Source organism: Pseudomonas sp. SWRI92 (genome assembly GCF_014268685.1).
GTDB classification, from domain to species: domain Bacteria; phylum Pseudomonadota; class Gammaproteobacteria; order Pseudomonadales; family Pseudomonadaceae; genus Aquipseudomonas; species Aquipseudomonas marvdashtae.
The window spans coordinates 36,877-61,189 of the sequence record NZ_JABWQY010000011.1 but is presented as its reverse complement, the minus strand read 5'-3'; the positions used below and the strand labels follow the sequence as shown (position 1 = coordinate 61,189).

36 protein-coding genes, 2 tRNA genes and 1 pseudogene are annotated in these 24,313 nt (G+C 58.1%); 32 read left to right on the top strand and 7 right to left on the bottom strand.

Annotated elements, in window-relative coordinates; all coding sequences use genetic code 11:
* Position 1: 1 nt before the first annotated feature.
* The 3 genes from HU762_RS17620 to HU762_RS17610 all read right to left on the bottom strand — a co-directional run bounded on the left by HU762_RS17620 (position 2) and on the right by HU762_RS17610 (position 1,885).
* A complete protein-coding gene (locus HU762_RS17620; protein ID WP_186639157.1) occupies positions 2–850 on the bottom strand; it encodes a BRO family protein in 849 nt (282 codons plus the stop codon).
* 70 nt (positions 851–920) lie between these two features.
* Positions 921–1,439 carry a phage regulatory CII family protein gene (locus HU762_RS17615; RefSeq protein WP_225923577.1) on the bottom strand — a complete coding sequence of 173 codons (519 nt, stop codon included), beginning with the start codon at positions 1,437–1,439 and terminating at the stop codon, positions 921–923.
* Between the two features lie 209 nt (positions 1,440–1,648).
* Positions 1,649–1,885 carry a hypothetical protein gene (locus HU762_RS17610; RefSeq protein ID WP_047698707.1) on the bottom strand — a complete coding sequence of 79 codons (237 nt, stop codon included), beginning with the start codon at positions 1,883–1,885 and terminating at the stop codon, positions 1,649–1,651.
* A gap of 113 nt (positions 1,886–1,998) precedes the next feature.
* Here HU762_RS17610 and HU762_RS17605 point away from each other — a divergent pair, with 113 nt between their 5' ends.
* Genes HU762_RS17605 through HU762_RS17590 form a run of 4 tightly spaced genes read left to right on the top strand, consistent with a single transcriptional unit; the run spans position 1,999 to position 4,588 of the window.
* The gene (locus HU762_RS17605; protein WP_186639376.1) at positions 1,999–2,853 is read left to right on the top strand and encodes a S24 family peptidase; all 855 of its coding nucleotides are present in this window, start codon (positions 1,999–2,001) and stop codon (positions 2,851–2,853) included.
* A gap of 60 nt (positions 2,854–2,913) precedes the next feature.
* A complete protein-coding gene (locus HU762_RS17600; protein ID WP_186639155.1) occupies positions 2,914–3,390 on the top strand; it encodes a hypothetical protein in 477 nt (158 codons plus the stop codon).
* Positions 3,391–3,436: 46 nt separating this feature from the next.
* Complete coding sequence (locus tag HU762_RS17595; protein WP_186639153.1) at positions 3,437–3,670, top strand: hypothetical protein; 234 nt, start codon at positions 3,437–3,439, stop codon at positions 3,668–3,670.
* 24 nt (positions 3,671–3,694) lie between these two features.
* On the top strand, positions 3,695–4,588 hold the full coding sequence (locus HU762_RS17590) for a DUF6731 family protein (protein ID WP_186639151.1): 894 nt from the start codon (positions 3,695–3,697) through the stop codon (positions 4,586–4,588).
* A gap of 478 nt (positions 4,589–5,066) precedes the next feature.
* Here the strand turns inward: HU762_RS17590 and HU762_RS17585 are convergent, their stop codons facing one another.
* On the bottom strand, positions 5,067–5,375 hold the full coding sequence (locus tag HU762_RS17585; protein ID WP_186639149.1) for a DUF1654 domain-containing protein: 309 nt from the start codon (positions 5,373–5,375) through the stop codon (positions 5,067–5,069).
* Positions 5,376–5,490: 115 nt separating this feature from the next.
* On the opposite strand from HU762_RS17585, the gene HU762_RS17580 reads away from it, so the two are divergent.
* The 15 genes from HU762_RS17580 (at position 5,491) to HU762_RS17510 (ending at position 13,792) form a co-directional block, all read left to right on the top strand.
* Entirely contained in the window at positions 5,491–5,961 is a 471-nt protein-coding gene (locus tag HU762_RS17580; protein ID WP_186639147.1) for a hypothetical protein, read from the top strand.
* A gap of 422 nt (positions 5,962–6,383) precedes the next feature.
* The gene (locus tag HU762_RS17575; protein ID WP_186639146.1) at positions 6,384–6,584 is read left to right on the top strand and encodes a hypothetical protein; all 201 of its coding nucleotides are present in this window, start codon (positions 6,384–6,386) and stop codon (positions 6,582–6,584) included.
* A gap of 59 nt (positions 6,585–6,643) precedes the next feature.
* A complete protein-coding gene (locus HU762_RS17570; protein WP_186639144.1) occupies positions 6,644–6,907 on the top strand; it encodes a hypothetical protein in 264 nt (87 codons plus the stop codon).
* Positions 6,908–7,666: 759 nt separating this feature from the next.
* Entirely contained in the window at positions 7,667–7,966 is a 300-nt protein-coding gene (locus tag HU762_RS17565) for a hypothetical protein (protein WP_186639142.1), read from the top strand.
* A gap of 21 nt (positions 7,967–7,987) precedes the next feature.
* Positions 7,988–8,200, top strand: coding sequence for a hypothetical protein (locus HU762_RS17560; protein ID WP_186639140.1), 213 nt, complete (start codon positions 7,988–7,990; stop codon positions 8,198–8,200).
* A 21-nt stretch (positions 8,201–8,221) separates the two neighbouring features.
* Positions 8,222–8,644: a hypothetical protein gene (locus tag HU762_RS17555; protein WP_186639138.1), complete on the top strand. Its 423-nt coding sequence runs from the start codon at positions 8,222–8,224 to the stop codon at positions 8,642–8,644.
* A gap of 2 nt (positions 8,645–8,646) precedes the next feature.
* Positions 8,647–8,853, top strand: coding sequence for a hypothetical protein (locus HU762_RS17550; protein ID WP_186639136.1), 207 nt, complete (start codon positions 8,647–8,649; stop codon positions 8,851–8,853).
* On the top strand, positions 8,835–9,029 hold the full coding sequence (locus HU762_RS17545; RefSeq protein WP_186639134.1) for a hypothetical protein: 195 nt from the start codon (positions 8,835–8,837) through the stop codon (positions 9,027–9,029). Before HU762_RS17550 ends, HU762_RS17545 begins: the two co-directional genes overlap by 19 nt.
* 29 nt (positions 9,030–9,058) lie before the next feature.
* Entirely contained in the window at positions 9,059–9,325 is a 267-nt protein-coding gene (locus HU762_RS17540; RefSeq protein ID WP_225923578.1) for a hypothetical protein, read from the top strand.
* Positions 9,326–9,603: 278 nt separating this feature from the next.
* Complete coding sequence (locus tag HU762_RS17535) at positions 9,604–10,761, top strand: hypothetical protein (RefSeq protein WP_186639131.1); 1,158 nt, start codon at positions 9,604–9,606, stop codon at positions 10,759–10,761.
* A gap of 7 nt (positions 10,762–10,768) precedes the next feature.
* Positions 10,769–11,515 (top strand): ERF family protein, encoded by a 747-nt coding sequence (locus HU762_RS17530; protein ID WP_202883644.1) that lies wholly within the window; start codon positions 10,769–10,771, stop codon positions 11,513–11,515.
* Positions 11,516–11,517: 2 nt separating this feature from the next.
* Positions 11,518–12,135 (top strand): lambda exonuclease family protein, encoded by a 618-nt coding sequence (locus HU762_RS17525; protein ID WP_186639129.1) that lies wholly within the window; start codon positions 11,518–11,520, stop codon positions 12,133–12,135.
* A gap of 17 nt (positions 12,136–12,152) precedes the next feature.
* Positions 12,153–12,770 carry a hypothetical protein gene (locus HU762_RS17520; protein WP_238340400.1) on the top strand — a complete coding sequence of 206 codons (618 nt, stop codon included), beginning with the start codon at positions 12,153–12,155 and terminating at the stop codon, positions 12,768–12,770.
* 3 nt (positions 12,771–12,773) lie between these two features.
* Positions 12,774–13,136 (top strand): hypothetical protein, encoded by a 363-nt coding sequence (locus HU762_RS17515; RefSeq protein ID WP_186639125.1) that lies wholly within the window; start codon positions 12,774–12,776, stop codon positions 13,134–13,136.
* A gap of 59 nt (positions 13,137–13,195) precedes the next feature.
* Entirely contained in the window at positions 13,196–13,792 is a 597-nt protein-coding gene (locus HU762_RS17510; protein ID WP_186639123.1) for a hypothetical protein, read from the top strand.
* Positions 13,793–13,907: 115 nt separating this feature from the next.
* On the opposite strand, the gene HU762_RS17505 is transcribed toward HU762_RS17510, so the two are convergent.
* Positions 13,908–14,399, bottom strand: coding sequence for a hypothetical protein (locus tag HU762_RS17505; protein ID WP_186639121.1), 492 nt, complete (start codon positions 14,397–14,399; stop codon positions 13,908–13,910).
* Between the two features lie 49 nt (positions 14,400–14,448).
* On the opposite strand from HU762_RS17505, the gene HU762_RS17500 reads away from it, so the two are divergent.
* From HU762_RS17500 to HU762_RS17450, 11 genes and pseudogenes are all read left to right on the top strand, one after another.
* A complete protein-coding gene (locus HU762_RS17500) occupies positions 14,449–16,368 on the top strand; it encodes a DNA cytosine methyltransferase (RefSeq protein ID WP_186639120.1) in 1,920 nt (639 codons plus the stop codon).
* A gap of 258 nt (positions 16,369–16,626) precedes the next feature.
* A pseudogene (locus HU762_RS17495) lies at positions 16,627–17,199 on the top strand (hypothetical protein).
* Between the two features lie 14 nt (positions 17,200–17,213).
* Positions 17,214–17,738 (top strand): hypothetical protein, encoded by a 525-nt coding sequence (locus HU762_RS26610; RefSeq protein WP_189684687.1) that lies wholly within the window; start codon positions 17,214–17,216, stop codon positions 17,736–17,738.
* Positions 17,739–17,863: 125 nt separating this feature from the next.
* Positions 17,864–18,037 (top strand): hypothetical protein, encoded by a 174-nt coding sequence (locus HU762_RS17485; RefSeq protein ID WP_186639118.1) that lies wholly within the window; start codon positions 17,864–17,866, stop codon positions 18,035–18,037.
* 84 nt (positions 18,038–18,121) lie between these two features.
* Entirely contained in the window at positions 18,122–18,310 is a 189-nt protein-coding gene (locus HU762_RS17480) for a hypothetical protein (protein ID WP_186639116.1), read from the top strand.
* A complete protein-coding gene (locus HU762_RS17475; RefSeq protein WP_186639115.1) occupies positions 18,307–18,708 on the top strand; it encodes a hypothetical protein in 402 nt (133 codons plus the stop codon). Before HU762_RS17480 ends, HU762_RS17475 begins: the two co-directional genes overlap by 4 nt.
* A complete protein-coding gene (locus tag HU762_RS17470) occupies positions 18,705–19,334 on the top strand; it encodes a hypothetical protein (RefSeq protein ID WP_186639113.1) in 630 nt (209 codons plus the stop codon). The genes HU762_RS17475 and HU762_RS17470 overlap by 4 nt, the downstream gene beginning before the upstream one ends.
* Positions 19,335–19,383: 49 nt before the next feature.
* Positions 19,384–19,854: a class I SAM-dependent methyltransferase gene (locus HU762_RS17465; RefSeq protein WP_186639111.1), complete on the top strand. Its 471-nt coding sequence runs from the start codon at positions 19,384–19,386 to the stop codon at positions 19,852–19,854.
* 48 nt (positions 19,855–19,902) lie between these two features.
* Positions 19,903–20,106, top strand: coding sequence for a hypothetical protein (locus HU762_RS17460; RefSeq protein ID WP_186639109.1), 204 nt, complete (start codon positions 19,903–19,905; stop codon positions 20,104–20,106).
* 42 nt (positions 20,107–20,148) lie between these two features.
* Positions 20,149–20,355, top strand: coding sequence for a DUF4224 domain-containing protein (locus HU762_RS17455; protein WP_107322604.1), 207 nt, complete (start codon positions 20,149–20,151; stop codon positions 20,353–20,355).
* A 1-nt stretch (position 20,356) separates the two neighbouring features.
* Positions 20,357–21,388, top strand: a complete 1,032-nt coding sequence (locus HU762_RS17450) for a tyrosine-type recombinase/integrase (RefSeq protein WP_186639108.1) — start codon at positions 20,357–20,359, stop codon at positions 21,386–21,388.
* An 81-nt stretch (positions 21,389–21,469) separates the two neighbouring features.
* Here HU762_RS17450 and HU762_RS17445 read toward each other — a convergent pair.
* Both HU762_RS17445 and HU762_RS17440 read right to left on the bottom strand, forming a co-directional pair.
* Positions 21,470–21,556 (bottom strand) — tRNA-Leu (locus HU762_RS17445).
* Between the two features lie 195 nt (positions 21,557–21,751).
* A tRNA-Cys gene (locus HU762_RS17440) sits at positions 21,752–21,825 on the bottom strand.
* Positions 21,826–22,165: 340 nt separating this feature from the next.
* Here HU762_RS17440 and HU762_RS17435 point away from each other — a divergent pair.
* Positions 22,166–23,002, top strand: coding sequence for an SRPBCC family protein (locus HU762_RS17435; RefSeq protein ID WP_186639106.1), 837 nt, complete (start codon positions 22,166–22,168; stop codon positions 23,000–23,002).
* Entirely contained in the window at positions 23,002–24,174 is a 1,173-nt protein-coding gene (locus HU762_RS17430) for a zinc-dependent alcohol dehydrogenase (protein WP_186639104.1), read from the top strand. Before HU762_RS17435 ends, HU762_RS17430 begins: the two co-directional genes overlap by 1 nt.
* Positions 24,175–24,313 lie beyond the last annotated feature (139 nt).

Below are 24,313 nucleotides of genomic sequence, written 5' to 3'. Positions count from 1 at the left end.
GTCAGGCCTTCCCGACCATTGCGGCCAGTTCGAGGAAGCGATCCACATACCAATGAGGCTGCGTTTCGCGGGGGCATTGAGGACTGGTAAGGTTCTTGCCGTACTGCAGGCCCTTCTCAGTCACCGACCAGAAGCCAACGTATTCCTGCTTGGAGTTGCGGCGCTGCATTTCCTTGAGGTATCCGTGAGCCTCCAGCAGTTTGTTAAAAGCTGGAGCGGACGTTCGCAGGTCGAAGTCCTTGATCAGAGCGGTGACGGCCTTTGTTGGCATCGACGAGCCGCCGACAGCATCAGGGGCGGCGTCGACCGCGTAGCCTGGAAGAAACTTGGCGTCGAGACCGTTGTTGGTGGCGATCTGGGCGAGCATCATCATCTTGCTCGACGGCGCCGGCTTCAGCAGGCGGTCGAAGCACTCCAGAATCGCCAGCTCGCCGATGACTTTCGAATTGTCGATCGGCCGCGCAGCGTATGTGCCTGTCTTGCGAATTGAGGGCAGGACCTGGCCGACCACCCATTCCTCGAACCTCTCGGCGGCTGGCAGCTTTGACTTCATCACCAGTCGGTAAAGGTCTCGCTCTGGAATGATGGTCAGGAACCCACCACCCTGTTTCGGGGTAGTGGTTGCAGCCTTGCAATGGCGAGCCACGGCATTTTCCGGCTTGGAGTAGCCCAAAGCGTCGGCGACGTCACGAGCAACAAACCATGGCTCCCCGAGCTTGTCAGTGATCACCCGGATGGCCGCACCATCGAAGTCGAACGGGATAACTGAAGAATCACGCGACACGTTTTCAGAATTGCTAAAACGTGTCGCGACCTGTCCGGTATTGTCCTGTTGTGGTTGTGCGTGCATAATCTTCTCCACTTGCTTTACCGCTGTAGAAAAAGCCGACCTCGTACGTCGGCTTTTTTGTGTCTGAAATTCAGGCGACCTTTAGCGATTCGCGCAGTACATGCAGCGCGTCGATGGCTTCTTGAATGGCTTTGTCGCCCTGGGCTTTTTCGTGCTGGCTGATGTGGTTGTCTGCGGTGGCATCGAAGATCAGTCGGCCTACGTCGCCGCACTCGGCGGTCAAGTGGCACAGCGCGGCCATGAGCGGCTTCGGCTCTGGGCGCTTACGCCGAATCACATCGCACTCGAACTCGTTAGCCAGCGAGCCAAGCACGGCAAGACGCCCTTCTTCGGAGAGGTGCGTGAGAACCTGCCCGAACATCTCCAGGTTCATGCGGTGCGCTTCACGATTCGGATTCGCGCAATCAAGCAGCCGGGTTTCATTGACGCCCATGCGCTTCGCGAGCGCGGTACCGCCGCCCGCCTTTACTTCGCGATGCAGGGTTCGTTCGAATTCTTCCATTGCGAAAACCTCTCTTCTTCTCGCGTGGCAGTCCGCCACTACTTTCACGATGATTTGCTTACCAAAACGAATCACGGAAAATTCCATGACCGACCAACCTGAACTCCAGGGTGAGATAGCTGCCCTCTTCTGCTTCATCGCTGCCTTGGGGTCCATCCTTCCGCTGTCTTGCCAAATAAGGCTTTCCCCAGCGTTCGAATCTCGATGTGAGGCGATGCGACAGCGACTGAAACCCGAGGAGCTGCCGGGCTTTGATATGGCGGCGCTCTCCCTCAGATCAGCGCGCCAAGTCTCCCTTAAGCAGCGCCGCGCAGAACCTTATGGGCCAGATCAACGAGATCGGGCCGCAGGCCGGCAATAGTGATCTCTCCACCCGATGCATCCTGAAGGCGTTCAGCAAGCTCCGCAGAGGCTTTGCGATGGCCGCCTGCTAACTGCCAAAGGTGACCTACAGTGGTCTTTGCGGCGGCCGCGACGTCTTGGCGCCGATCATTCGCAGCATTAGCGAGCCAGTCGCGCAGATGGTCATTCATGGAATTCTCCTTACACATGTAGCGAATTTAGCTTAGGGCTAATTTCAGAGCAAGGAAATAATTTAGCTATGAGCACATTTAGCAATGAGCTAAACGCTGGCATTCTTGCGCGTATGGATATTTATGAAATTCGTAAACGCAACCTGGTGAAGCTGATAGGCAACCAGAGAAAGGGAGCTTGCGCTGAGCGCTGGGGGATGGCTCCTGCGCATCTCAGCCAGATCCTCTCCGACAAGACAGCCAAGAACCTTGGCGACGACGTAGCTCGCCGAATCGAAAGCGTCGAAGGATTGCCTAGGGGATGGTTTGATTCCGTACCTTTGAGCGATGCAATCGCTGTCACCGAATTGAGCGGATTCGAGCCAGCAACGGAGGGGGTAAAGGGAAGCGCCGTTTTATCTGCTGCTGACCTCGTTAAGCAGATGCTTGCAAAGCAGGGTAGCGGCTTGTCAGATCAGGCTCGCCACCGATTGTTGGCAGCTGCTGAAGCAGACGATGGCGGCGGCACGATCGAATTAGACTACTACCGCCCAGGCGTGGTGGGTGATGAGGTATGGATCGCCCACTACGACGTTCGCGCGGCCATGGGCGGCGGGCAGATCCCGCACGACTATCCTGAAATGCTCCAGGACATCCGCGTGAGTCCGCAGCATCTACGCGAAATGGGCGTCGAGTTCAAAGAACATTTCCATCTGAAGATGGTGACGGGCTGGGGCCAGTCGATGGCGCCGACCATCAAGCACCGCGACCCCCTACTGGTGGACGTCAGCATTCGTGAGTTCGTTGGGGATGGCATTTACATGTTCACCTGGGACAACCACCTGTACATAAAGCGGCTCCAGTGGATCGGTGACGATCAGCTCAGCATGATCTCGGACAATGCGCTCCACCCGGCGAGGACGATTCGTGCCGATGAAACCTACATCCAGGCGCGAGTGCTGCTGGTGTGGAATGCGAACCTTGTTTAGCGCAGTGTCGGGCATTTACAGCGCTACATAAATTTAACTGACCGTGGAAAAGGCTTTCCCATGCGTAAGATTGCGGCTCTTCTTTTGCTAGTGGCACTCACTGGTTGCAGCACTGCGCCAAGCGATCGGGTACCGGATGGGCTTTGGTACGCTGAGAGCGAGATACCGGATCAATTTCACTATCACGTTTACGTTTTGTTTTTGGACGATAGCCATTTTACGTGGTGGCGTGTCGATGAAGCGCCTGACACCGTCATCAAACGATTGGCGCACTACACCAACGATCATCCTGGGGTAAAAATTCTCACCAGCTACACGCGCGAAGGCGATCGGATAACCGGTGAGCGCCGATTTATACATGAGGGAACCCCCAGTCTAAAGGGTTTCACTTCCGTCCAGATTTTCACCGGACATTTCAGCGGCGACACGCTGGAAATGAAGGTGGAGGGCAATATGATCTATGACGATGGGAGGTCTTTTCCGGCTCAGATAATCAGATGGCCCCTGAAGCGTCTTAGTGATTCGGCCGGGGGGTAAGTCTGAGCTTCGATTTACATTACCTACTAGAGCAAAGGCCTGAGCTATGACTCTCACCAAGCCCAACCAAGACCTGCGCCGCGATCTCCAGGGCATCGCCTCCGACCTCAAGTGGTCAGCCGTCGAGCTGATGCGAATCGCCGAGCGATTGAGCCTGGCCGGAAATGAGGCCGACGCCCAGGCCGTGCTGAAGATCTGCACCGTGCTTCATGATGGGGAGTATCGCCTGGTGGGTTATGCGGATGAGGTGAAGGCTCGGCTTATTACGAGATCGGCATAATACTTTAGACTTAGGGAGTTTATGGTGAAACAGGAAAAGCAAAAGCGCTACATATTTGATTTTTATTCGATAGCGTCCGTTCAGCAAGACCTTTTCGCCATGAGCACAGAATCCGCATTCGAGAAAATAATAAATGGGGATCATCCTAAAAGTTATGCGAGCTATGGATGTATACGAGAAGTTTTCGGCCTTCACTATCGCATCAATACTAATTCATACGCGGGCCAGATCCGGAAAATACGGAAAGCAGACCTACCAGAAATTGGAGCATTGGGGAAAGACGGGAAAAAGATTGAGCTGGAAATAGACGAAGGCGTTATTGAAAAGAATTTTTTCGTTTACTACAAAGATAACTCCCTATTGGTTATACATAGGAACGATGATGGGAACACTGGCGTGCATCTTGCGCAACTGCTTACGTCTAGCGCTGGCGTGTCATTTTTTGCCAGCCCGATCATTAGACCAGACCAGGCAGAGATGCTCCTTAATAAAAAACTGAGCATAAAAAAGTTTTCCGTAAAAATCCCTAAACCAACCAACCCAGACTTGTACCCCCAAGACAATTTGAGCGCCAGAACTTTAGAGCTTCTAAATCAATCAGGCGCTGACTTTCTCGATGTAACCTTCACAATTGATAACAAGCTTGACACCAGCTCAGGAAAACTGAGTAGCGCCATACAAAGTTCAATTGGCCACCTTTTAACAATGGGCGCAACCAAGGCAAAAATTGAAACAGATGAAAATGGAAAAATACTACCTATAGACTTAATTGCCAATAGGATATACTCATCTCAGACCATCAGAACCAACTCATCTTTTCCGCCTCCTGAAAGCATGTATAAACTTGCTGATAAGGCTAGGGAAGAACAGAGAGAATCAGTAGATGATTATTTCGGCAAAGCTAATAGAATTGTTTAAACTATCCACTGCAATATTCATAACGTGGATGTTTCATAAATACAACTTCCGCTTCCAACCTGGCGAAATTTCTATGTTGTCCGGCGTCCTTGCGGGCGCTTCTGGAACGATACTCGGGTTTCTGATCACTGCGATCGCACTGATGGCATCAGTGATGGATCGGGATTTGTTGAAAAATCTCAGAGCGACCGGGGGGTACCGGATCCTTATCTCCGGGAGCTTTGTATGTGCATTCCTTTTTTTAGTGCTCCTTGCGTCATCAGTGTGCTTATTGCTTCCATGGTCAGGAGAGAAGCAACTTCTCTTGCTCCTGAACGTATTCATAGGGTCTCTGGCGGCAATACAGCTTGCGAGTACGGGCGTGGGTTTCTACCGAATCATTATGTCGATAAGTAAAGGCTGACCACCACTGCCCCGACAGCACCAACCTTACAAACTAAACAATAGCCCGCCACTGAGCGGGCTTTTTTCATCCCCGTCAGAAAGGCGCCGGCTCCTCTGCCCTTTCGAATACCTCTACGGGCCGATCCTCTTCGGCGCACGCCTCCCACCTCAGCGTCACCGACCCATCGTCGTTGAACGTCATGTCTATACCGTCCGTCTCGGTTAGAACGCCCATAACTTCATCCCATTCCCTGTCTCCATCGCTGTCCAGGCGATGAATCGTCACCCAGCGCTGAATCTGCGCGACCGGGTGATTGATCATATTGGAGACCCTCAATCCCAGCCTTTCGATTCCACTCACCCCCCGCCCTACTGCGGTCTCGTACTGATTTGCTTCCTTCATCGCCACCTCCAGATGCTGTATATTTATCCAGTATTACAAAGCATAGCGTAGTGCTAAACGACAGGTAAAGATCAGTGTTTGATAGATTTGGGGATCTACAGACAGGGAGGCGGCAATGAAAATTGGGTTGGCTTGCACAGTAATGGTCTGTGCTATTGCTGGTTCCGCATTGGGCGGACAATTAACTGAAAAGGTGGACAGGTTCAAAGGGACGAAGACCCTGTCTTGGGAATCGTTCCGAGATCAGGATCGCGGTTATTCATTCAACGTTTACGCTCACTTCTCAACGGCAGCTGACTCTGCCCCGTATGGCTACTACAGCCTTCTCGTCCCCCCACGAGGAACAGAATCTTTCGCCGTATGTCACCAGAATCACTGGTTGGTGGACGGTATCCCGGCTCCGGAATTAGAGGCTGCATACAGCACGCCAGGGCAAGCTCAAATATTCCGCTCCACCTTAACCAGGCAGACCCTAGAAAAGATATCCAGAGCAAAAACCGTCGAGTTCAAGATCTGCAATACGGAAGGCTCCGTAAGCGCCAGCGATCTTGGCGGCCTACGACAGCTCCTTGATGCAACCAATTAAAGCCGTCCCGGAAAAGGAGCCCGCCCCACCGCGGGCTTTTTTACGTCCAGCTAAATTAATTTAGCTTTCAGCTATTGACCAATGTTTAGCTTGAGGCTAAATTCACCTCAACGCCAACGCAAGAAGGCGCCAGGCCAGAAGGCCACCGCTCTTTAGCTCCACCCCTTGCCGCATTACCACCGGCCAAGATTCAAAGGCAGCGATGAACCGGCCTAAACGGTTCAGAGGGTTGGCAACTGACCCGGGCGTGCAGCGTAAAGCGCCAAGAACAGTTATCCAGCGGGAGAACAAGCCGAAAGGCCCGCGGCTGGAGGAACAACTTGATTGAGCCGGTGACCGACGCCAGTAGCGGGTCTCGGCGGAAAGCATCACTGAAGCCCGTTCAATGAGCGGGCTTTGGGATGACAACCAGGAGACACGAAATGCCAACGAAACGCGGAAGTGAAATACAGGTAGGCGACCTGATCTATATCGGCCTTGGCGATCGCACAGGGAAGGTAATCGATTTCCGGGCCCATCCCCGTCTCGCTGATTTCAACCCAGGGCTGACTGCCCGGGTCGCGGTAACGGATCGCGGCTCGATAACGATCGTCGATCAGCAGCCGATCAGAGTGCCTGCATGAAGATTTCACTGGCTGGCCTTGGCGACAGGGCCAGACGGGAAATCAACAGGAGCAAGACCATGCGAATCAACGTGTATAGCCAGGAGCTGACCAGTGAAGTGGTCGAGATCCAGAAGCTTTCTAACACCGGCCTGACCTACAGCGCCGTCCAGATGATCCTGCACAGCAGTGAACGCCTCCACCACCCACCGGAGGACGACGACCGCAGCGCCGTAACCTTCTGGTTGCCGAAGTCGCGCAAGCGCCGCATTGAGCTGGCAGACACCTTCCGGCGCATGGCCCTGGCGGTTGAATTGGCGCCGCTGGAAACCGGTCTCGACTGAACAACCAGCGCCGAAGTCAGCCCTGACTATAACTGCCCGATCCTCTCTATGAGAGCGCATCGGATATAGCTCGGCCTTCTGCGTGATAGCAGGGTGGCCACCTTGCCCTGAGCCTGAGCGGGTCTTGTCGCGGCGAAGATGGGCAACACTCGGAGGGATTCGAGCTATATCCGATGCGGATGCACGCCCAGGCTGATGGGCAACCTATGCCATGTTCTAGCGCGCCTTGATGCGTAGTGCGGGTCTTGGCAACCCGGAGATCAGCACCGGGCATCTGCATCAATCTCCACTGGGTTGCGAGTTCGCGGCCGGGAGAAATCAACACGGCGGTGGAAGTCCGCGCTGGAGACGTAACCAGCACCTATAGAGAACGGCGAGCGCCCGCCAAGATGCCAACGGCGCGCACAAGAGGAGATATAGCCATGAAGCGCTAACCAGCCGTTGCCGAGCAACAGCCTACCCGGCCGCTACAGTGCCGGGCGCTTGGGCCGACGAGAGAATATCGGTTCCGGAGAGCGCGCCTTGTCAGCGCCCCGAAGCGGGCATAGCCCACAGGATCTGCTGGTGACATCAGCGCCGGACAAGTAACCGGCACTTACAGTTGCCTGCGCGGGGGCCAATAGTACCGTGATGACAGCCGGGAAAGACCGGCACCCTTCCCCAACCAATCCCGCATGCACATGACACCGCGCCCAACGGCAACCAGCGGAAGGATCGTGTGCAGCCGGAATTTGTTGGATCAACCAGATGGAGAGAGTCATGGAAACGAAGCACACGCCGGGGCCCTGGTATGTCCAGGACGACCATGGCAGGCGCTACATCGAGACAGAAGGCAATGACGACACCATCGCGGAGATTCATCGGCGCCGGAGCAAAGGAAGCGTCTATAGCTGCGCTGAGGCTGGCGCCAATGCAAGCCTGATCGCCGCCGCCCCTGAGCTGCTGGAAGCGCTGCAGGCTGCACGTGATCTTTGGGGCGACTATTTGCCGCCGGGCAATAGCAATGCCATGAAAGCAATGAAGTTGGTTGATGCGGCAATCACCAAAGCCACCGCCTAACCCCAAACACTGGAGGTCGCCATGAGCGATTGGAAACCGATAGAAGAGCTTCCGCCGCAGGCCGGCGACTACCTGGTGCTGCTGGGCGATGGACAGATGGCTGTCGGGTATTTCGATGCTTGGAAGACCTGGGGTTGCAGCGGTGTTCATCAAACCTATGACGGCTGTGGAGGCGTTGCCTTCGATGCGGCGCCTAGCCACTGGATGCCACTCCCACCGATTCCCATCGACTGACCCGCCACCCTGGAGGCAACGATGAACTCAGCACTGAAGATTTGTCAGGCCATGCACGACGCGCAGTTGCCTCCGATGGTGAGCGAGACGCCTCGGGAGGTTGCTCGGGCTGAGTGGCTGTACAACGCGGTCGAAAGCCTACTCCGTGGCGTGGACGTGAAGATCCAGCGTCGTTGGCATCAAGCGCGGGTCGTCACGGTGGCCGACCTGGCCCTAGCCGTGGATGAGCATGTGAACAACCGGCTGGCGGACTGCAAGGTCCACACCCCGGCGCTGGGCTGGCTCCTGCTGTCGGCAGACGGCCGGGCCGACAAGAACGCCATCGCCGAACTCCTCGGCCCCAGCGACCACCCCTTCGGCAAGCTCGGCGAAATCGCACAGGCCCTACTTGAGCCCTTTGTCGATGACGCACTGATCGCCCAGGCAGAGGATGACTCATTGTGACGATGTCAGCGCACGTCCTCATCGGCGAGGAGCTGGACACCCTTGAGGATCCAGAAACGCCGGCCTGTTGGTCGGTGATGATCCAGAAAACAATCAACGAAATGATGCTCGACAATCGCATCACCATCGAAGAATTCAACCACTACTGCGGGCGCCTCAACAAGATCGTTGACCGGCGCAAGGAGTCGTCATGTCCACACCAATCGTGAAATCCCTGATCGACGAACAGATGGACGACATCGAGCGCCGAATCGCCATGCTCGGCTTCGGCCTGCCGTTCAATGAGGTGATTGGCCGCGAGCGCGAGGATCTTGTGAAGGATCTGCCGCAGCGCCTGGCGGTGACCATGAAAGGCGGCAGGATCTCGGCGAGGGTTCGGCCATGAGCAGAATGACAGCAGATAAGGCGCGAGACATGGCCAGGGCAAAGGACCCTGCATTCGCGGTTGACACCATCCTTGCGGGGATCGCCAAGGCCGCAGAAGCCGGCAAGTACGAATATTCGGTGCGCGACTACGGGTTTGGTACCAGCACCTATTGCAACGAAAAGGATTACCCAGAGCTCTGCAAAGTGGTCCTTCAGGAGCTGCGGGGCCTTGGATACCGTTGCGAGGTGCGCGCAGTTGAGCGGCAGTTCGTCGACTTATGGTTGGAAATTCGCTGGGACGAGGTGACGCCATGAAAGCCCTCACCTGGATCCTCGCCGCCTCAATCCTCTCGGCCATGCTTGCCTACACCGTTGTCCAGGATCGCCCGGCGGCCTGCCAGTCGCCTCAACTGTCCCAGGTGCTGAGGTGACTGCCCGTCAGCATCAACGCCGGCGCCTCATCTGGCGTGGCGCCGCACAAGCCCTGCTCGGCTGGTCCGGCTGGCTGTTTCTGATAGCCCTGGCCGATCTGATCGCGCCGAGATAAACCCTACACCTTCAGGCGCTGCGCATGTCGCGGCCAAGGATTCCCCGTGTCCGCAAATACCGAACTGGCCGTAGTGCCGCCCGCAGAAACTGCCCTGGCTGTGTACAGCACGCCGAACGGCCTGGAGCCATGGCTTCAACAGATCCGCGACAAGATCGACGGCTTCACACCGGACATCAGCACCCGAAAGGGGCGTGATGCAATCGCCTCAATGGCCTACGCGGTCGCCCGCTCCAAGACTGCCCTGGATGATGTGGGCAAAAAGCTTGTGGCGGACCTGAAGGAAGTCCCGAAGAAGATCGACGCCGAGAGAAAGCGCGTCCGGGACACCCTGGAATCATGGCAGGAAGAAGTGCGCCGCCCCCTGAATGAGTGGCAAGCCAAGGAAGATGCACGGGTCGAGTTTCACAGCTCCATGATTCGCCATATTGAAGATTGTGGCCTTGGCCTGATCGGCGGCCAGCCGCAGCCGTTCGAACTGCTTTTCAGAGAGCTTGAAGAGAAGATCATCGTCGACGAGAAATTCGAAGAGTTTGAGGCGGAGGCGCATCGAGCCAAGGCTGCTGCGCTGGCAAAACTCAAGACTTCTTTCGATGAGCACCAGAAGCGCGAAGCCGAACAGGCCGAACTGATCCGGTTGCGCGCTGAAGCCGAAGCCCAGGCCCAGCGCGACCGGGATGCAGAGATTGCTCGGGCGGCGGCTGAACAGGCCCGACTCCAAGCCGAACAGCAGGCCCAAGCTGAGCGCGATGCAGCGGCACGCCGGGAGCAGGTGCTGAGAGATCAGGCCGCAGCAGCCCAGCTCGCCGCAGAGCAAGCGTCCCGCGATGCAGAGGCTGCCGCCGAACGTCAGCTTCTACAGCTTCAATTGCAGGCCGAGCAAGCCCAGCGAGCAGCTGAGCAGGCCGAGGCCAATCGCATTGCCGCCGAGCAGCGCGCCGAGCAGGAGCGCATCGCCGCCGACCAGCGCGCAGTGAAGGCAGCAGAAGATGCCCGCGCAGCCGAAGTCGCCCGCCAGAAAGCCGCAGCGGACGAAATTATCCGCCAAGAGAAGCTTCGGGAGGCCGACAAGGCGCACAAGGCCAGAATCAACCGCGCCGCCCTGGAAGCATTCGTCGCCGGCGGCATGACTGAGGAATGCGCGAAGCAGGCAATCACCCTGATCGCCCAGCGCAAGATCCCTGCAATCTCCATCCAATACTGAGGTTTCCATGAGCACTGACATCATCATGCCAGAAGAACGGCACCAGTCCATTGCACTCCACCAGCAGGGCCAAGAGATCAGCATGCTGTCCACAATCAGCAGGCTCGCCCTCGACCCCCGCTGCGATATGGACAAGTTGGAGCGACTGATCTCGCTTCAGGATCGAATGGAAGCGAAGAGTGCGCTGGAGGCATTCAACGCCGCTTTTGCAGAGATGCAGTGCGAAATGCCTTCTGTAGAGAAACGCACCGAGAACACGCACACGAAAAAGATGTACGCCGACCTAGACGACATCAACTACGCGGTGCGCCCGGTCATGGCCAAGTTCGGCTTTGGCGTGTCCTTCAAGATCGTGAACCAGGCCAATGGCGTGAGCATTACCGGCATCCTGATGCACAAGGCCGGGCACCGCGAAGAAACGACCATGATCTTGCCTCTTGATGCCGGCGCGGGGCGCAGCGCTGTTCAGTCGGTTGGCTCGACCACCACCTACGGCAAGCGCTACGTAATGTGCGCCCTGCTGAACATCACTAGCGGCGACGACAACGACAACGATGGCTACAAGGAGCCGACCGATCCGCTTGTCACGCCAGTGCAAGCTCGCCAGGTTCAAGCTCTTCTGGACAAGTGCAGCGAAACAGCTAAAGGCAAGTTCGCCGATCTGTACGGCGAGCCGGCAAACGTCACCAAGGCCAACTTTGACAGCGTGCTTGCCGCACTTACCAAGTCGGCAAACAACAATCAGCAGGTGTAATCATGCAAATCATCACTGAAGTTGAACAGGGTTCGCCGGAATGGCTGGCCCTGCGCCTCGGGATCGTCACTTGTTCCGAGTTGGATTGCCTGCTGGTCAACGGCAAGGGCGAGGCCGGGTTCGGCGCTGGCGCGTTCACCTACATGAACACGCTGATCGGTGAGCGCATCACTGGCGAGGCGGCCGATCCCTTCCAAGGCAACCGCCACACCGAGCGCGGCCACGAATTGGAGGGTGTTGCGCGCAAACTCTACGAGCAGCGCAAAGAAGTAAAAACCACTCAGGTGGCAATCGTCCTCAACCACGGCTCCGGTTACTCGCCTGACTCGTTCGTCGATGCCAACGGCCTGACAGAGATCAAAACCAAGTTGCCTAAGTTTCAGGTGGAAGTGATTTTGTCCGGCGAAATACCAAAGGAACACGTCGCGCAATGCCAAGGCGGACTGTGGGTTTCCGAGCGCGAGTGGATCGACTTCGTTTGCTACTGGCCGGGAATGCCGCTGTTCATCAAGCGCGCCTACCGCGATGAGGCAATGATTCGCAAGCTCTCGGAGCGGGTGAAGACCTTCTACGAAATCCTCGATGACCGCATGAACCAAGTACTGGGGATCGCCGCATGATCAGCACCGAGCTCAGCATGATCCAGATGCTCAACCCGCACAGGCACAAACTGGCACTGCTCCAAGAGGCATTCTTGAGTAAGGGCGGGACCATTGAGGTGCTGGAGGGGCCAGCGTTCAAGCCGCCGCCACCAAGGCATGAACCGCCGCCGACTGTGAAGAAGGCCAAGCCACAAAAGAAGGTCGAGCCACCCAGGCAAAAGTGGATCGACAAGATGGCCCAGCGGGATATCGAGCGGGAAGAACGCGCACTCAAGCGCGAACAGGACCGAGCCGACAAACTGGAATACGTCCGCCACCTCGCCCAGACCATGACCTACGCCCAGGCCGTATTGCGCACTGGATTCCCTCTCCGAGAGCTCACCAGGCTCGCCGCGAAGGGAGGGTTCAAGTTCCAGCCAGCGAAGGCCCAGGCCAATAAGGGTGGAAAAATCTTCGATGAAGAACGAGACGCCCGAAACGCAGAAATGATCAGGGACTTCAAGGCCCGTGGCTTCACCCGGAACCAGGCCAGGGAAAGCATCCAGTCCACGTACAAGAACTTCGACCGTCTGCTGGATAAGTTCGGTATCGACTATCCGAAAAGCGGGAAAGGGCCTGAACCGGCCTGCTTCGACAAGAAAAAGCTGGGGTAAGCTATGGCCGAAACAAAGGAACCGACGGCGGAAGCGCTCAAGCAGCGCCGAAAGCGCGAGAAGGCAGCAGAGACAGCTGCAAAGCTGGGCATCGAGAAGTTCACGGTTGAGGTTGCTGGCATCTTCAAGAAGGACCTTCAGCACGTCATGAAAGCCCACGGCATCAACAACCAACAGGACATTCACCAGCGGCTGCTGATGAACCTGATTGCGGCGGACTTCGAGACACAGGCCGCATTGCTGCACATCAAAACGACACCTTTCGTAGTTACTGAAAAGGTGTCGCGACTTATCCGGGAGGCTGGACACAAGTCGCTCGCCAATGATCCGCCCGAGCCTGACGACGAAATCGACATTCCGCAATAACCCCTACCCCACGCTGCGCATCCGGTCCACGGAGGGCGGCGCCTGGCTGGAGATAATCCATGGACAAGAACACGAAGATCCTGATCCCGGAAATCCTCGGAGAATGGACACAACGCTTGCGCTCAGGGAAAACAAACATCTGGAACGAAGCCAGGCATGGCAAGCCGCACACCAATGGCTTGCCGGAGGTCAGGCTTGACCCTCCCGAAACAGGGCTTTATGCCGAGCGTATCGATGGAACTTGGTATTGGGTGTCTGGCTGCGCCAAGTGCAACGGAACAGGTGAGAAGTACAGTTACTCGGTGTGCGACAAGCACAACGTTTGCCGCCTGTGCGGCACTCACCGTTCTAAGCTCACGGAAACACCATGGGGCCACCCTGACGGCTTCACCTGCAAACCCTGTCAGGACGCCGAAGACGCAGTCGCGAAAGCCGAGGCGCTGGCCAAGGTCGCAGAGCGCGACTACGACGAGTGGGATTATCGCGCCCAAGACGAATGCAAGTGCCCTCACTGCGCAACGGTGATTCACATCGAGTCGGAAGACTACGGCGACAAGAACATGGCCTGTGACACCTGCGGCGGCGAATTCGAACTGGTCACCGAGTACACTGTTCAGTTCACCACCACCGTGATTGGCGAGCGCATCACTTCCTGATCCGGCCTCATGCCGGGCCATCAACCAATAGCCCACAAACTAGAATCACGCCAGTTGCGAGGACGTCTTTGTCCCCTCCACAGAGTTTCGGTGGAGCCACGCGGGCCTTAGATTCCTACGCTTTCAAAGCCTTCATTTTTTTGAGTGAATCTAAAGCGGTAGCTAGCCGATCGAGGATTAGGTTGCCTTCCTGCTTCTCCGCGGAAACAAGATAGAGGATTTGACTCGCCGCTTCGACCGCGGTTCTGGCTTCATAAAGTTGTATATAAATTTCTGAATCAACTCCTTGTATTGACATAGCTTCCTTCAAATGAACCTCAGATTTGGAAAGGTCAGCTTTTATAGCGTCAACGAGGTTCCGCGACGCACCTAGCTTGGTCACACCTTCTAATCCTGAGACAACTCTGGATTTCGCATCCTCTACAGCCTTTATAGCTCGCACCAACGCTCCGCGTCTTGCCTCAATATCGGCGTTTCTTCTGAATCTGGAATCTCTGTTAGCGATCCAAATCGCCGCCAGTATCGCCACGATCGATCCTACTGCTTGCACCCAAGACGCCAATCCTGGGTGATGTTCAATCCAATACGAAACACATTCCCAGCTCATAAACCACCTCCCCCGAAAAGACCCGGAACTATACCGGCGAGGATCTTCTATGTCCGCACAACAGAAGAAACACCCCTTCGATTTCAAAACTCAATACGGACTCGGCTTCAATCCTCAGGACGATGAGATCGTTGTCGACTTCTTCTGCGGTGGCGGCGGTGCCGGTACCGGGCTGGAAATGGGCCTGGGCCGCACGGTGAACGTCGCGAAAAACCACAGCCCGCAGGCGATCAGCATGCACACGGTGAATCACCCGGGCGCGGTGCACTACACCACGGACGTCTTCGATGGTGATCCGGATACGGAATGCGGCGGCAAGGCCGTTGGCTGGTTTCACATGTCGCCGGACTGCACGCACCACAGCCAGGCCGCCGGCGGACAGCCGCGCAAGCGCGAGATCCGGAACCTGTCATGGATCGGCCTGAAGTGGGCCGGCAAGAAGATGCCCCGCGTGATCAGCCTGGAGAACGTGAAGCAGATACTTCAATGGGGACCGCTGATCGCCAAGCGCTGCAAAGTTACCGGCCGCGTTGTCAAACTGGGCGGCGATATCGCCGAGCCTGGCGAAGTGGTCCCGGTCCACCAGCAGTTCCTGGTGCCTGACCCGAAACGCCGCGGGCAAACCTGGGCTGTGTTCGTCGCCGAGCTGAAGCGCCTGGGATATGCCGTGGAGTGGCGTGTGATCAGGGCCTGCGACTTCGGCGCGCCGACCAGCCGGGAACGCCTGTTCATGATCGCCCGCTGCGACGGCCAGCCGATCGTGTGGCCGGAGCCAACCCATGCGAAGAGCCCGGTCAAAGGCCAGCAGAAGTGGAAGACCGCCGCCGACTGCATCGACTTCAGCGACCTGGGCAAAAGTATCTTCGGCCGCAAGAAGGACCTGGCCCCGGCCACGCTGCGCCGTGTCGCCAAGGGCATGAAGAAGTTCGTCATCGACAACCCCGCGCCGTTCATTGTGCCGATCGCGAATTGGTCGGGCGAACTGGCGCAGTCGTCGGCCGAGCCCTTGCGCACCATTACCAGCTGGCCCCGCGGCGGTTCTTTCGCTATGGCGAGCCCGGTTATTGCGCCCGCCACGCATCAAGGCAGCGTCAGGGTCAACGATCCCATGGAGCCGTTGCCTACCGTGACGTGTGCCAACCGCGGCGAGCTGACGCTAATCAGTCCGGTGTTGGTCGGTGCAGGCGGGCCGGCATATGGCGGCAAGCCCATGGCGGCGGATTCGCCTGTCGGCACACTGATGACGCAGAACCACCGCGCCGTTGCCACCGCCTTCATGGCCCAGATGAACGGCGGCTTCAACACCACCGTCGCCAAGAGCATCGAAGACCCGATGACCACGGTGACCAACACCGGCAGCCAGCAGCAGCTGGTGGCGGCGAACCTGGTTCACTTGCGCGGCAACTGCGACGCACGGGACGTTAGCGACCCGCTGCACACCATCAGCGCCGGCGGCCAGCACCACGGGTTGGCCAGCGCATTCATGGAGCGGGCATTCGGCGCCAGCGTCGGGCAGGGCCTGGAAGAACCCGCGCCAACCATCACGGCAGGCGGCGGCGGGAAAAGCTCACTGGTTTCACTGAAGCTGTCACCGGAGCATGAAGCCGGCGCGCTGCGGGTGGCTGCGTTCCTGATCAGCTACTACGGCACCGAGAACATCAGCGCCTGTGATGCGCCAGCGCCGACGATCACCACCAAGGATCGCTTGGCGATGGTCACAGTGATGGTCAAGGGCACCCCGTACGTCATCGTCGATATCTGCCTGCGGATGCTGAAGCCGTCCGAGCTGTACAAGGCCCAGGGCTTCCCCGCCGACTACATCATCAGTCACGGAGCCGACGGCAAGTCGTTCACCAAGACCCAGCAGGTCCACATGTGCGGCAACAGCGTCAGCCCGCCGCCGATGGCTGCGCTGGCCCGGGCGAACGATCCGTGGCGCGTCGAGAAACGGCAGGCAGTCGCGGCATAAATCATGGCCATGGAACGGCCGAGATCCACTCGGCCAGCCAGGTGACAGCGCGAAAAATCAGGTCGATCAGGATCTGGTACATCAGGTCTTCAATTGCGCGTTTCATGCGGCAGCGCTCCGATATGGGTACGCATCAAGCCTGAGGCATCAATGCCTCGGTATGCGCACCTAGGATGGCGCCCGCGCAACAACCAATCCTCTTGTGGGTTTTCCACTCCCCCACTCCACCGCCCGGGCATGCCCCGGCAAGGAATCCCCGTGATCAACTTGTTCTGGCGCATCGTCGCCAAGCTGCTTGCGCGGCCGGCGGTTGCCGACTGGCTTATCGCCCGCGCCCAACGCACCCCGTACCTGCACATCATGTCCGCCGACGGCGCCGAGATGTACATGGGCCGCTGGTGGCTGTTCAACCCATACAGCCGGGAGACGCACAAGCCGGCGCTGTGGTGGTGCCCTTAGTCTCTCCGCATTCACCACATCATGCGTCCGGACGAGGACCGGGATCTGCATGATCACCCCTGGAACGCTCGAACCATCATCCTGCGCGGCTGGTACACGGAGGAGCGCCTGGAACTGGCGAGCACCGCCGACTGGCTCTCAGACCGGCCGACCCTGGTTTTGCAGGATGACGAGGTCTACAAGATCTCGATGAAGACCCGAACCCCATCCGACACCGCCGACCTCCACCACGGCGAGTATCACCGTATCGACCAGGTCTCGCCTGGTGGCGTCATTACTCTCTTCATCACCAGCAAGTGGCGCGGTGACTGGGGATTCCTCGTAAACGGCGTAAAGGTGCCTTGGCGCACCTACACCGGTACCGACAACTGATTGGAGAATGCAGGATGAGCGACGCGCATTGCAACAAACTGCCCCAGCGCAAAGCCTTGGGCCTCGTGACGCATGACAACACCGGCGGCCCGTTCGTGGTCGAGTGCCAGGGCTGCGGTGAGGTCTACCCCAGCTTCCATTGCCTTGGCGGTGACCAGATCGCCGACACCGGCGACTACGACGACGCGCGCTGCCCACATTGCGATCAGGTCGACCCGGAAGAATGCGATAACGCCGCCTTGGCTTGGAACACTCAGCAGTTGAAGATCAACGAACTGCAGCTGCGCCTGAACGCAGCGGATCAACTGAACGACGAGCTTAAGTCCAAGCCGGCCGATAGCCGCATCATCACACTGTCGGGCTGCGAGTTCAGCGAACAGGAACTCATAGGCACAGCCGTTCGAATGGTGACCGGCACCAGTCGGCGCGGCACGCTGCGCTGGGTAGCGATGAAGGACGCGTTCTGCTGCGGATCTGGTGTCGCGCACGCGCTCTGCCGGCGGTTCGGGTTCGACCCCGACGAAACGGTGAAGCCGTGAGTGGCGCCGGTCTCTGGATGGTCAACGTCCGTATGCGGCGAGTGGAAGGAATCGAGCTGCATGCCCGAGCGCTTCACGGGCGCCAGTCTGGACCGAAGTGCTACCAAGGCCCAGGCCGGACGTACATGCTCCACGAAAACCAGGTCCATACCTCGCGCGCTTCGGCCCTAGGCGCTTTGAATCGCAGCCTGAAAGCCATCTACGAAGATAGAAACCTGAAGCAGCAGAAGCTGTTTGCCGAAATTGCTTCAATCGCGGCTGAGCTGGAGCATGAGCAAAAGTCAGCGCCCGCTGCATAGGAGTACATCCGTACTCCTCCCGCAAAACCCGTAACCCCTCCCCCTTCAAAGTCAGCCGCTATAGCGGCAAGGACGAACTCGCCCATGAAAAGAACAGTCGTGCTCACCGGCAAGGCCGTCGTGAGCTTCCGAAAGGTCATTAAAGAAATTGATGACGCCGAGGTCGCGGAGCTGCTTGCCAGCAATGACCTTCGTGAAGCTCAGATTGACGATGATGACCTGCTCGACATTGAGTGGATCCATGACGATGTCGACATGAAGGTGACGCCATGAGCCGAAGCGGATACAGCGATGATTGCGGTGGATGGGATTTGATCTGCTGGCGCGGCGCAGTGTCATCGGCGTTGAAGGGCAAGCGCGGCCAGGCCTTTCTGATCGAACTGCGCGACGCAATGGACGCGATGCCGGACAAGCGCCTGGTGGCGGACACGCTGGAAGCTGATGGGCAGTTCTGCACCCTCGGTGTTCTCGGCGCGAAGCGCGGTATCGACATGAGCAAGATCGATGCGCACTGCCGAGAAACAGTGTCGGGCGCTTTCGGAATAGCTCCAGCCATGGCCGCCGAGGTCGTTTTTGAGAACGACGAATGTGGCTGGAACGAAACCCCGGAACAACGCTGGCAGCGGATGCGCAAATGGGTAGACAGCCATATCAAAGAGGTGACGCCATGACCGCAATCAAGGAACGCCCGATTCTATTCGGCGCGCTGATGGTGCGCGCCATCCTGGAAGGCCGGAAGACAGTCACGCGGCGCGAGGTGAAGAAACGCGCGGCGCTGGATTGCTTGGCGGCTGGGTTTGAACCTGCCTTTCTGGCACTGCCCGGCAATGCCGATCTCTGCCCCTACGGCAAGCCAGGCGACCGGCTGTGGGTGCGCGAGACGTGGTACTGCGATCACTTCGAAGTAATGCGCGGGCCCTACCTCAAACCGGATGATCTGAACGTCAGCGAAGCAATCGACGACGGGACGCTGGTCTACGCCGCCGACGGGCTGACGCCGTATGAAGCCGATCAGCCAATCTGGAAGCCATCGATCCACATGCCGCGCTGGGCATGCCGCATCCTGCTGGAGATCACCGACGTCCGCGTCGAGCGGTTGCAGGACATCAGCCGCGCCGATATCCGGGCGGAAGGCCTGCAATGTCCGCCGGAACTGGGCAGTGACGATGTGTCACCCAACTACCGCGATTGGTATCCCGCGGCGTGGCGGGAACTTTGGGAATCCATCAACGGCGTCGAATCCTGGGACGCCAACCCGTGGGTCTGGGTCGTCGAGTTCAAGCGGGTGACGCCATGATCCTACCCCTGCTCTACATGGCCCACCTGATCTACAGGGGGCCGAGGCCATGAGCGCGCAAGTCCTCGATCCCTGCAGCGCCAGCCGCATGATGTGGTTCGACAAGGGCGACCAGCGCGCCCTGTTCGGCGACATCCGCGATGAAGAGCATGTGCTGTGCGACGGCCGGGTGCTGAAGGTTGAGCCCGACGTCATCATGGATTTCCGGAATCTGCCCTTCCCCGACGACAGCTTCAAGATGGTCGTGTTCGATCCACCGCACCTGGTCCGCGCTGGCCGCGAGAGCTGGCTCCGATTGAAATACGGAATCCTCACTGACGACTGGCGCGACGACCTGCGAAGAGGCTTCGCCGAGTGCTTCCGCGTGTTGCGCCCTGGCCAGTTTCTGATTTTCAAATGGAACGAGACCCAGGTGCGAGTGAGCGAGATTCTGGCACTCACCGATGAACAACCGCTGTTTGGCCACAAGTCCGGTAAGCGCGAAAAGACGCACTGGATCACCTTCATGAAACGCCACTAACCCCAATCCACCTACAGCCTGCCGGTGAACGGCGGGCGAGGACTCCCCATGCCCGCAAGAAAGCTCTTCGAGATCCTGATGGCCGGACTGTTGTACCTGCTGGTCACCCTCCTCTGGTTCGCATATGCGGCGCCAGAAATGATTGAGCGCGGTACCGACGCTGCACTGATTACCGGCGGCTTCGGCACGATGGTCTGGCTCGCTGCGACCGGCTGCATCGTAATTTACATCATCCAGAAGGCGCGCCCATAACCGCGCGCCGCCAATGCCGCCACGCGCGGCTCGGAGCAGCTCATGAGCATCCAGTTTCTATCCCACGAGGAGGTTTGCGAGCTGACCGGCGCGCGAACCAAGGCAGGGCAGATCCAAAATCTGAAAAAGAACGGCGTTCGGCACACGATCAAAGTGAACGGGTGGCCGAGTGTTACGGCCATGGCCGTGACCGCAGTCGGCATTTTTGAAGCAGAAAAACCCGTGTGGACACCACGTAAGGCTGGCTGAGATGGGACGAAGACCGAGCAAACCCGGCTCCATAGCCCGGCTGCGTGAGCGCAAGAAGCGCAGCGGCCGAGTGTATTACTACTACGACACTGGCGGGAAGGACCGCAAAGAGATCCCGCTGGGCAGCGACTACGGACTTGCGATCATGGCGTACGCCAAGCTTGAGCGCGATCGCACCGCGACCGACCTGGTTGCGAAGGTGATCACCTTCCGCTACGTCGCTGAGAAATACATGGTCGACGTCGTTCCGACGAAAGGCAAGCTGACGCAACTGGACAACCAACGGGAAGTGAAAAACCTGATCGCGTTCTTCGATGATCCGCCGGCGCCTTTGGAAACAATCGAACCTCTCCACGTTAGGCAGTACCTCACCTGGCGCAAGGCCGCGCCAGTCCGGGCGAACCGGGAAAAGGCTCTGCTCAGCGCAATATGGAATTTTGCCCGGGACAAAGGCTACACATCCCTCGCCAACCCGTGCGCAGGGATCAAGGGAAACAAGGAGACCGGGCGGAACACTTACGTCGAGGACGAGCTGTTCAAGCGCGTCTACGACAAAGCAGACCTCGGCCTGCGTGATGCGATGGACCTTGCCTACCTGACGAGCCAACGGGTGACCGACACTAGGCTGATGGACGAGAGGGATCTGCGCGACGGGCAGCTCTGGGTGCTGCAGGGGAAGACGAAGGCGAAGCTTCGGATTGAAGTGACCGGGGAACTGAAAGCCTTGATAGACCGGATCATGGCCCGAAAATCAGCACACAAGGTGCGTTCAACGCGGTTGATCGTTACGGAGGACGGCACACCGATGACGGTTGCCATGTTGCGAAGGAGGTTCGATTTAGCCAGGGAGGCGGCCGGGGTCGCGAAATCGGAGTTCCAGATGAGGGATTTACGGGCAAAAGCCGGCACCGACAAGGCGGAATCGACCGGTGACATTCTCCAGGCGAGAGATCAACTTGGGCATACGACCGTCGTAATGACTGAACAGTACATCCGGAATCGGATAGGCAAAAAGGTATCGCCTACGAGGTAATTGCGGACCACTGTCAAAATTGCGGACCGGAAACGAACAAGGGTTTGCGTTAGCTTTCGCTAGCAAACCCTTGATTTTAGATGGTGCCCGAAGCCGGAATCGAACCGGCACGCCCTTACGAGCGGGGGATTTTAAGTCCCATGCGTCTACCAGTTTCGCCATTCGGGCGGTAGCGCGGCCAAGCCGTGTGAAAACTGCCAGATGTGCATCTGACAGGATCGAGGCTGGTGCAACAGAGGGGGAAATATATACATCCCTCCCCGGTGAAGCAAGGATGCCCTTGCCCTTTTAAAGACAAAACCTTTCACTGCTTCTTGAATAAAAAAAGCTCTGTAGATCATGGATCTACAGAGCTTTTAAAAGTGGAGGCCGAAGTCGGAATCGAACCGGCGTAGGTGGATTTGCAATCCACTGCATAACCATTTTGCTATTCGGCCTCAAGACGCTTGATGTAATGCAACCACACCAACCGCATACAAACTGATCAGGACAAGAGCTCGCCATTAGCGAGCTATCTCCTTGAAAACATTAGGTTTTTTAACACCCCAATGCGTTCGATGGGCGCAATTATGTACTCATTTGCCTGGACTGACAACCCCTTGATTTCAAAAAAAATTTAGCTGACGGCCGGCCTTCCGGCTCTCTTTACCCGGCAATACCACTGAGCGAAACCCGTCCCACGTCCGGCTCATCGGAAACCGCCAAAGCCAACGGAACAACCCCGTGCGCCCTCGGTTCATTCCTTATGTCGTCCCTGGATTAATAAGGAGAATCATCATGACCGAACGTCCAAAACTGGTGGCGAGCCGGGCCCCGGTTCCCACGCCTTCGCACCCTAATCTCGGCACGCCGGAGCGTTTGGTGTCGCTGGTTGCAGGTTCATTGCTGATCGCCAACGGCTTGCGCCAAGGGGGCCTGAAAGGTTGGCCGCAGGTGCTGCTAGGTGCGTGCGCGGCCTGGCGTGGCTACAGCGGTACATGCAGGGTCAAGCGCGCGTTGACCCACAGCCCGTTCGAGCAAACCTTCGAACAGGATCGCGACTGGGACGGCAGCAAAGTCATCTCCCGCAGCATCACGGTGGGCAAGCCCAGGGAAGAGGTGTTTGCGTTTTGCCACAACCCGGCCAATCTCGGGTCGTTGATGCCCTGGGTCGATGCCATCGAGCAGACCGGCGAGCGCACCTATCGCTGGGTCGCCCATGGGCCGATGGACAAGACCCTGCACTGGGACCTCGAAGAGTGCGAGCCCAAGGAGGGCCGCAAACTGCACTGGATCGCCGGGCCGGATAAACGATTCAAGCATGACATCCAAATGCATTTCAGCGATGCGCCGGCCGGCCGCGGTACCCAAATCAAAGTCATCGTCGCCTGCCAGACGCCCCTCGGCGCGGCTGGCTACGCCCTGGCTGCGGCCATTTCACGGTTCTCGGACAAAGCCTTGCTGAACGTGTTGCGCAGCATCAAGCAACAGCTGGAGACCGGGGAAGTGAGTACCAACAAAATGCGCGAGCAAACCAAGGATTTTCTCTTCGTGCACCCGGCCAGCAACGCGACTCAAGCACCGGCCAATGATTCTCCCACTGACAAATCCGGACTCAACGGAGGTACCGTCTGATGCGCGCACTGACTTGGCAAGGCCCCAACTCATTACAAGTCGAGACCGTCGACGACCCGTCCATCCTCAACCCCCGCGATGCCATCGTGCGAGTCATTCTGTCATCAGTCTGCGGCTCGGATTTGCACCTGCTCGGCGGTTACGTACCGACCATGCAGGCCGGCGATATCATTGGCCATGAATTCATGGGCGAAGTGGTGGAAACCGGCTCGGCTGTCACCCAATTCAAGAAAGGCGACCGGGTTGTCACGGTGTCGATTGTCGGCTGCGGGGAATGCGAGCACTGCCAGCGCTCGGACTTTTCCTGCTGCGACAACTCCAATCCGAACCCCACCGCTACAGACATTGCCTACGGCCAGCCAGCTTGCGGCATCATTGGCTACAGTCATGCCTTTGGCGGTTACGCCGGCAGCCACGCGACTTACATCCGCGTGCCTTTCGCCGACGTCAACCTGTTTACCATCCCCGACGGCGTCAGCGACGAACAGGCGGTGTTCGTCTCCGACGCAGTGCCCACCGGTTATTTCGCCGCCGACAATGCCGACATCCAGCGCGGCGATACAGTGGCCGTCTGGGGCTGCGGCGGAGTTGGGCTGATGGCAATCTCCAGCGCCTATCTGCTGGGCGCCGAACGAGTGATCGCCATCGACCGCTTTCCCGATCGCTTACGCCTGGCCGAAGAAAAGGCTGGCGCCATCGCCCTTAATTACGAGACCACCGATGTGCACGCCGCCTTGCTGGAGCTGACCGGCGGCCGCGGACCGGATCGCTGCATCGATTGCGTCGGCATGGAGGCCCACGGCACCGAGGTCGATTATTTCTACGACAAGACCAAGCAGATGCTGCGCCTGCACACCGAGCGCGGAACCGTCCTGCGCCAGTCGATCCGCGCCTGTCGCAAAGGCGGGACGGTGTCGGTGGTCGGGGTGTATGGCGGCTTGCTGGACAAATTCCCGATGGGGGCGATCGTCAACAAATCCCTGACCCTGCGTTCGGGCCAGCAACCGGGACAGCGCTACGTGAAGCGGTTATTCGAGCACATCCAGAAAGGTGAGCTGGACCCCTCCTATCTGCTGACCCATCCCATGGGGCTGGAGCAGTCGGTGGAGGGCTATGGAATGTTCAAGGACAAGCGCGAGAATTGCTTGCGCGCGGTGTTTCGGCCGGAGTGAAGCGCCACTGGGAACCCTGGGGCGAGAGCGCTTGAATCTCGCCCGGGGTTAACCGCACTCGCATCAAGCACTGCATTTTTTTCTTGCCCATATCGACGCACTGTCGGATAAGACACAGCCTTAACCGCCTTGCGAGTCT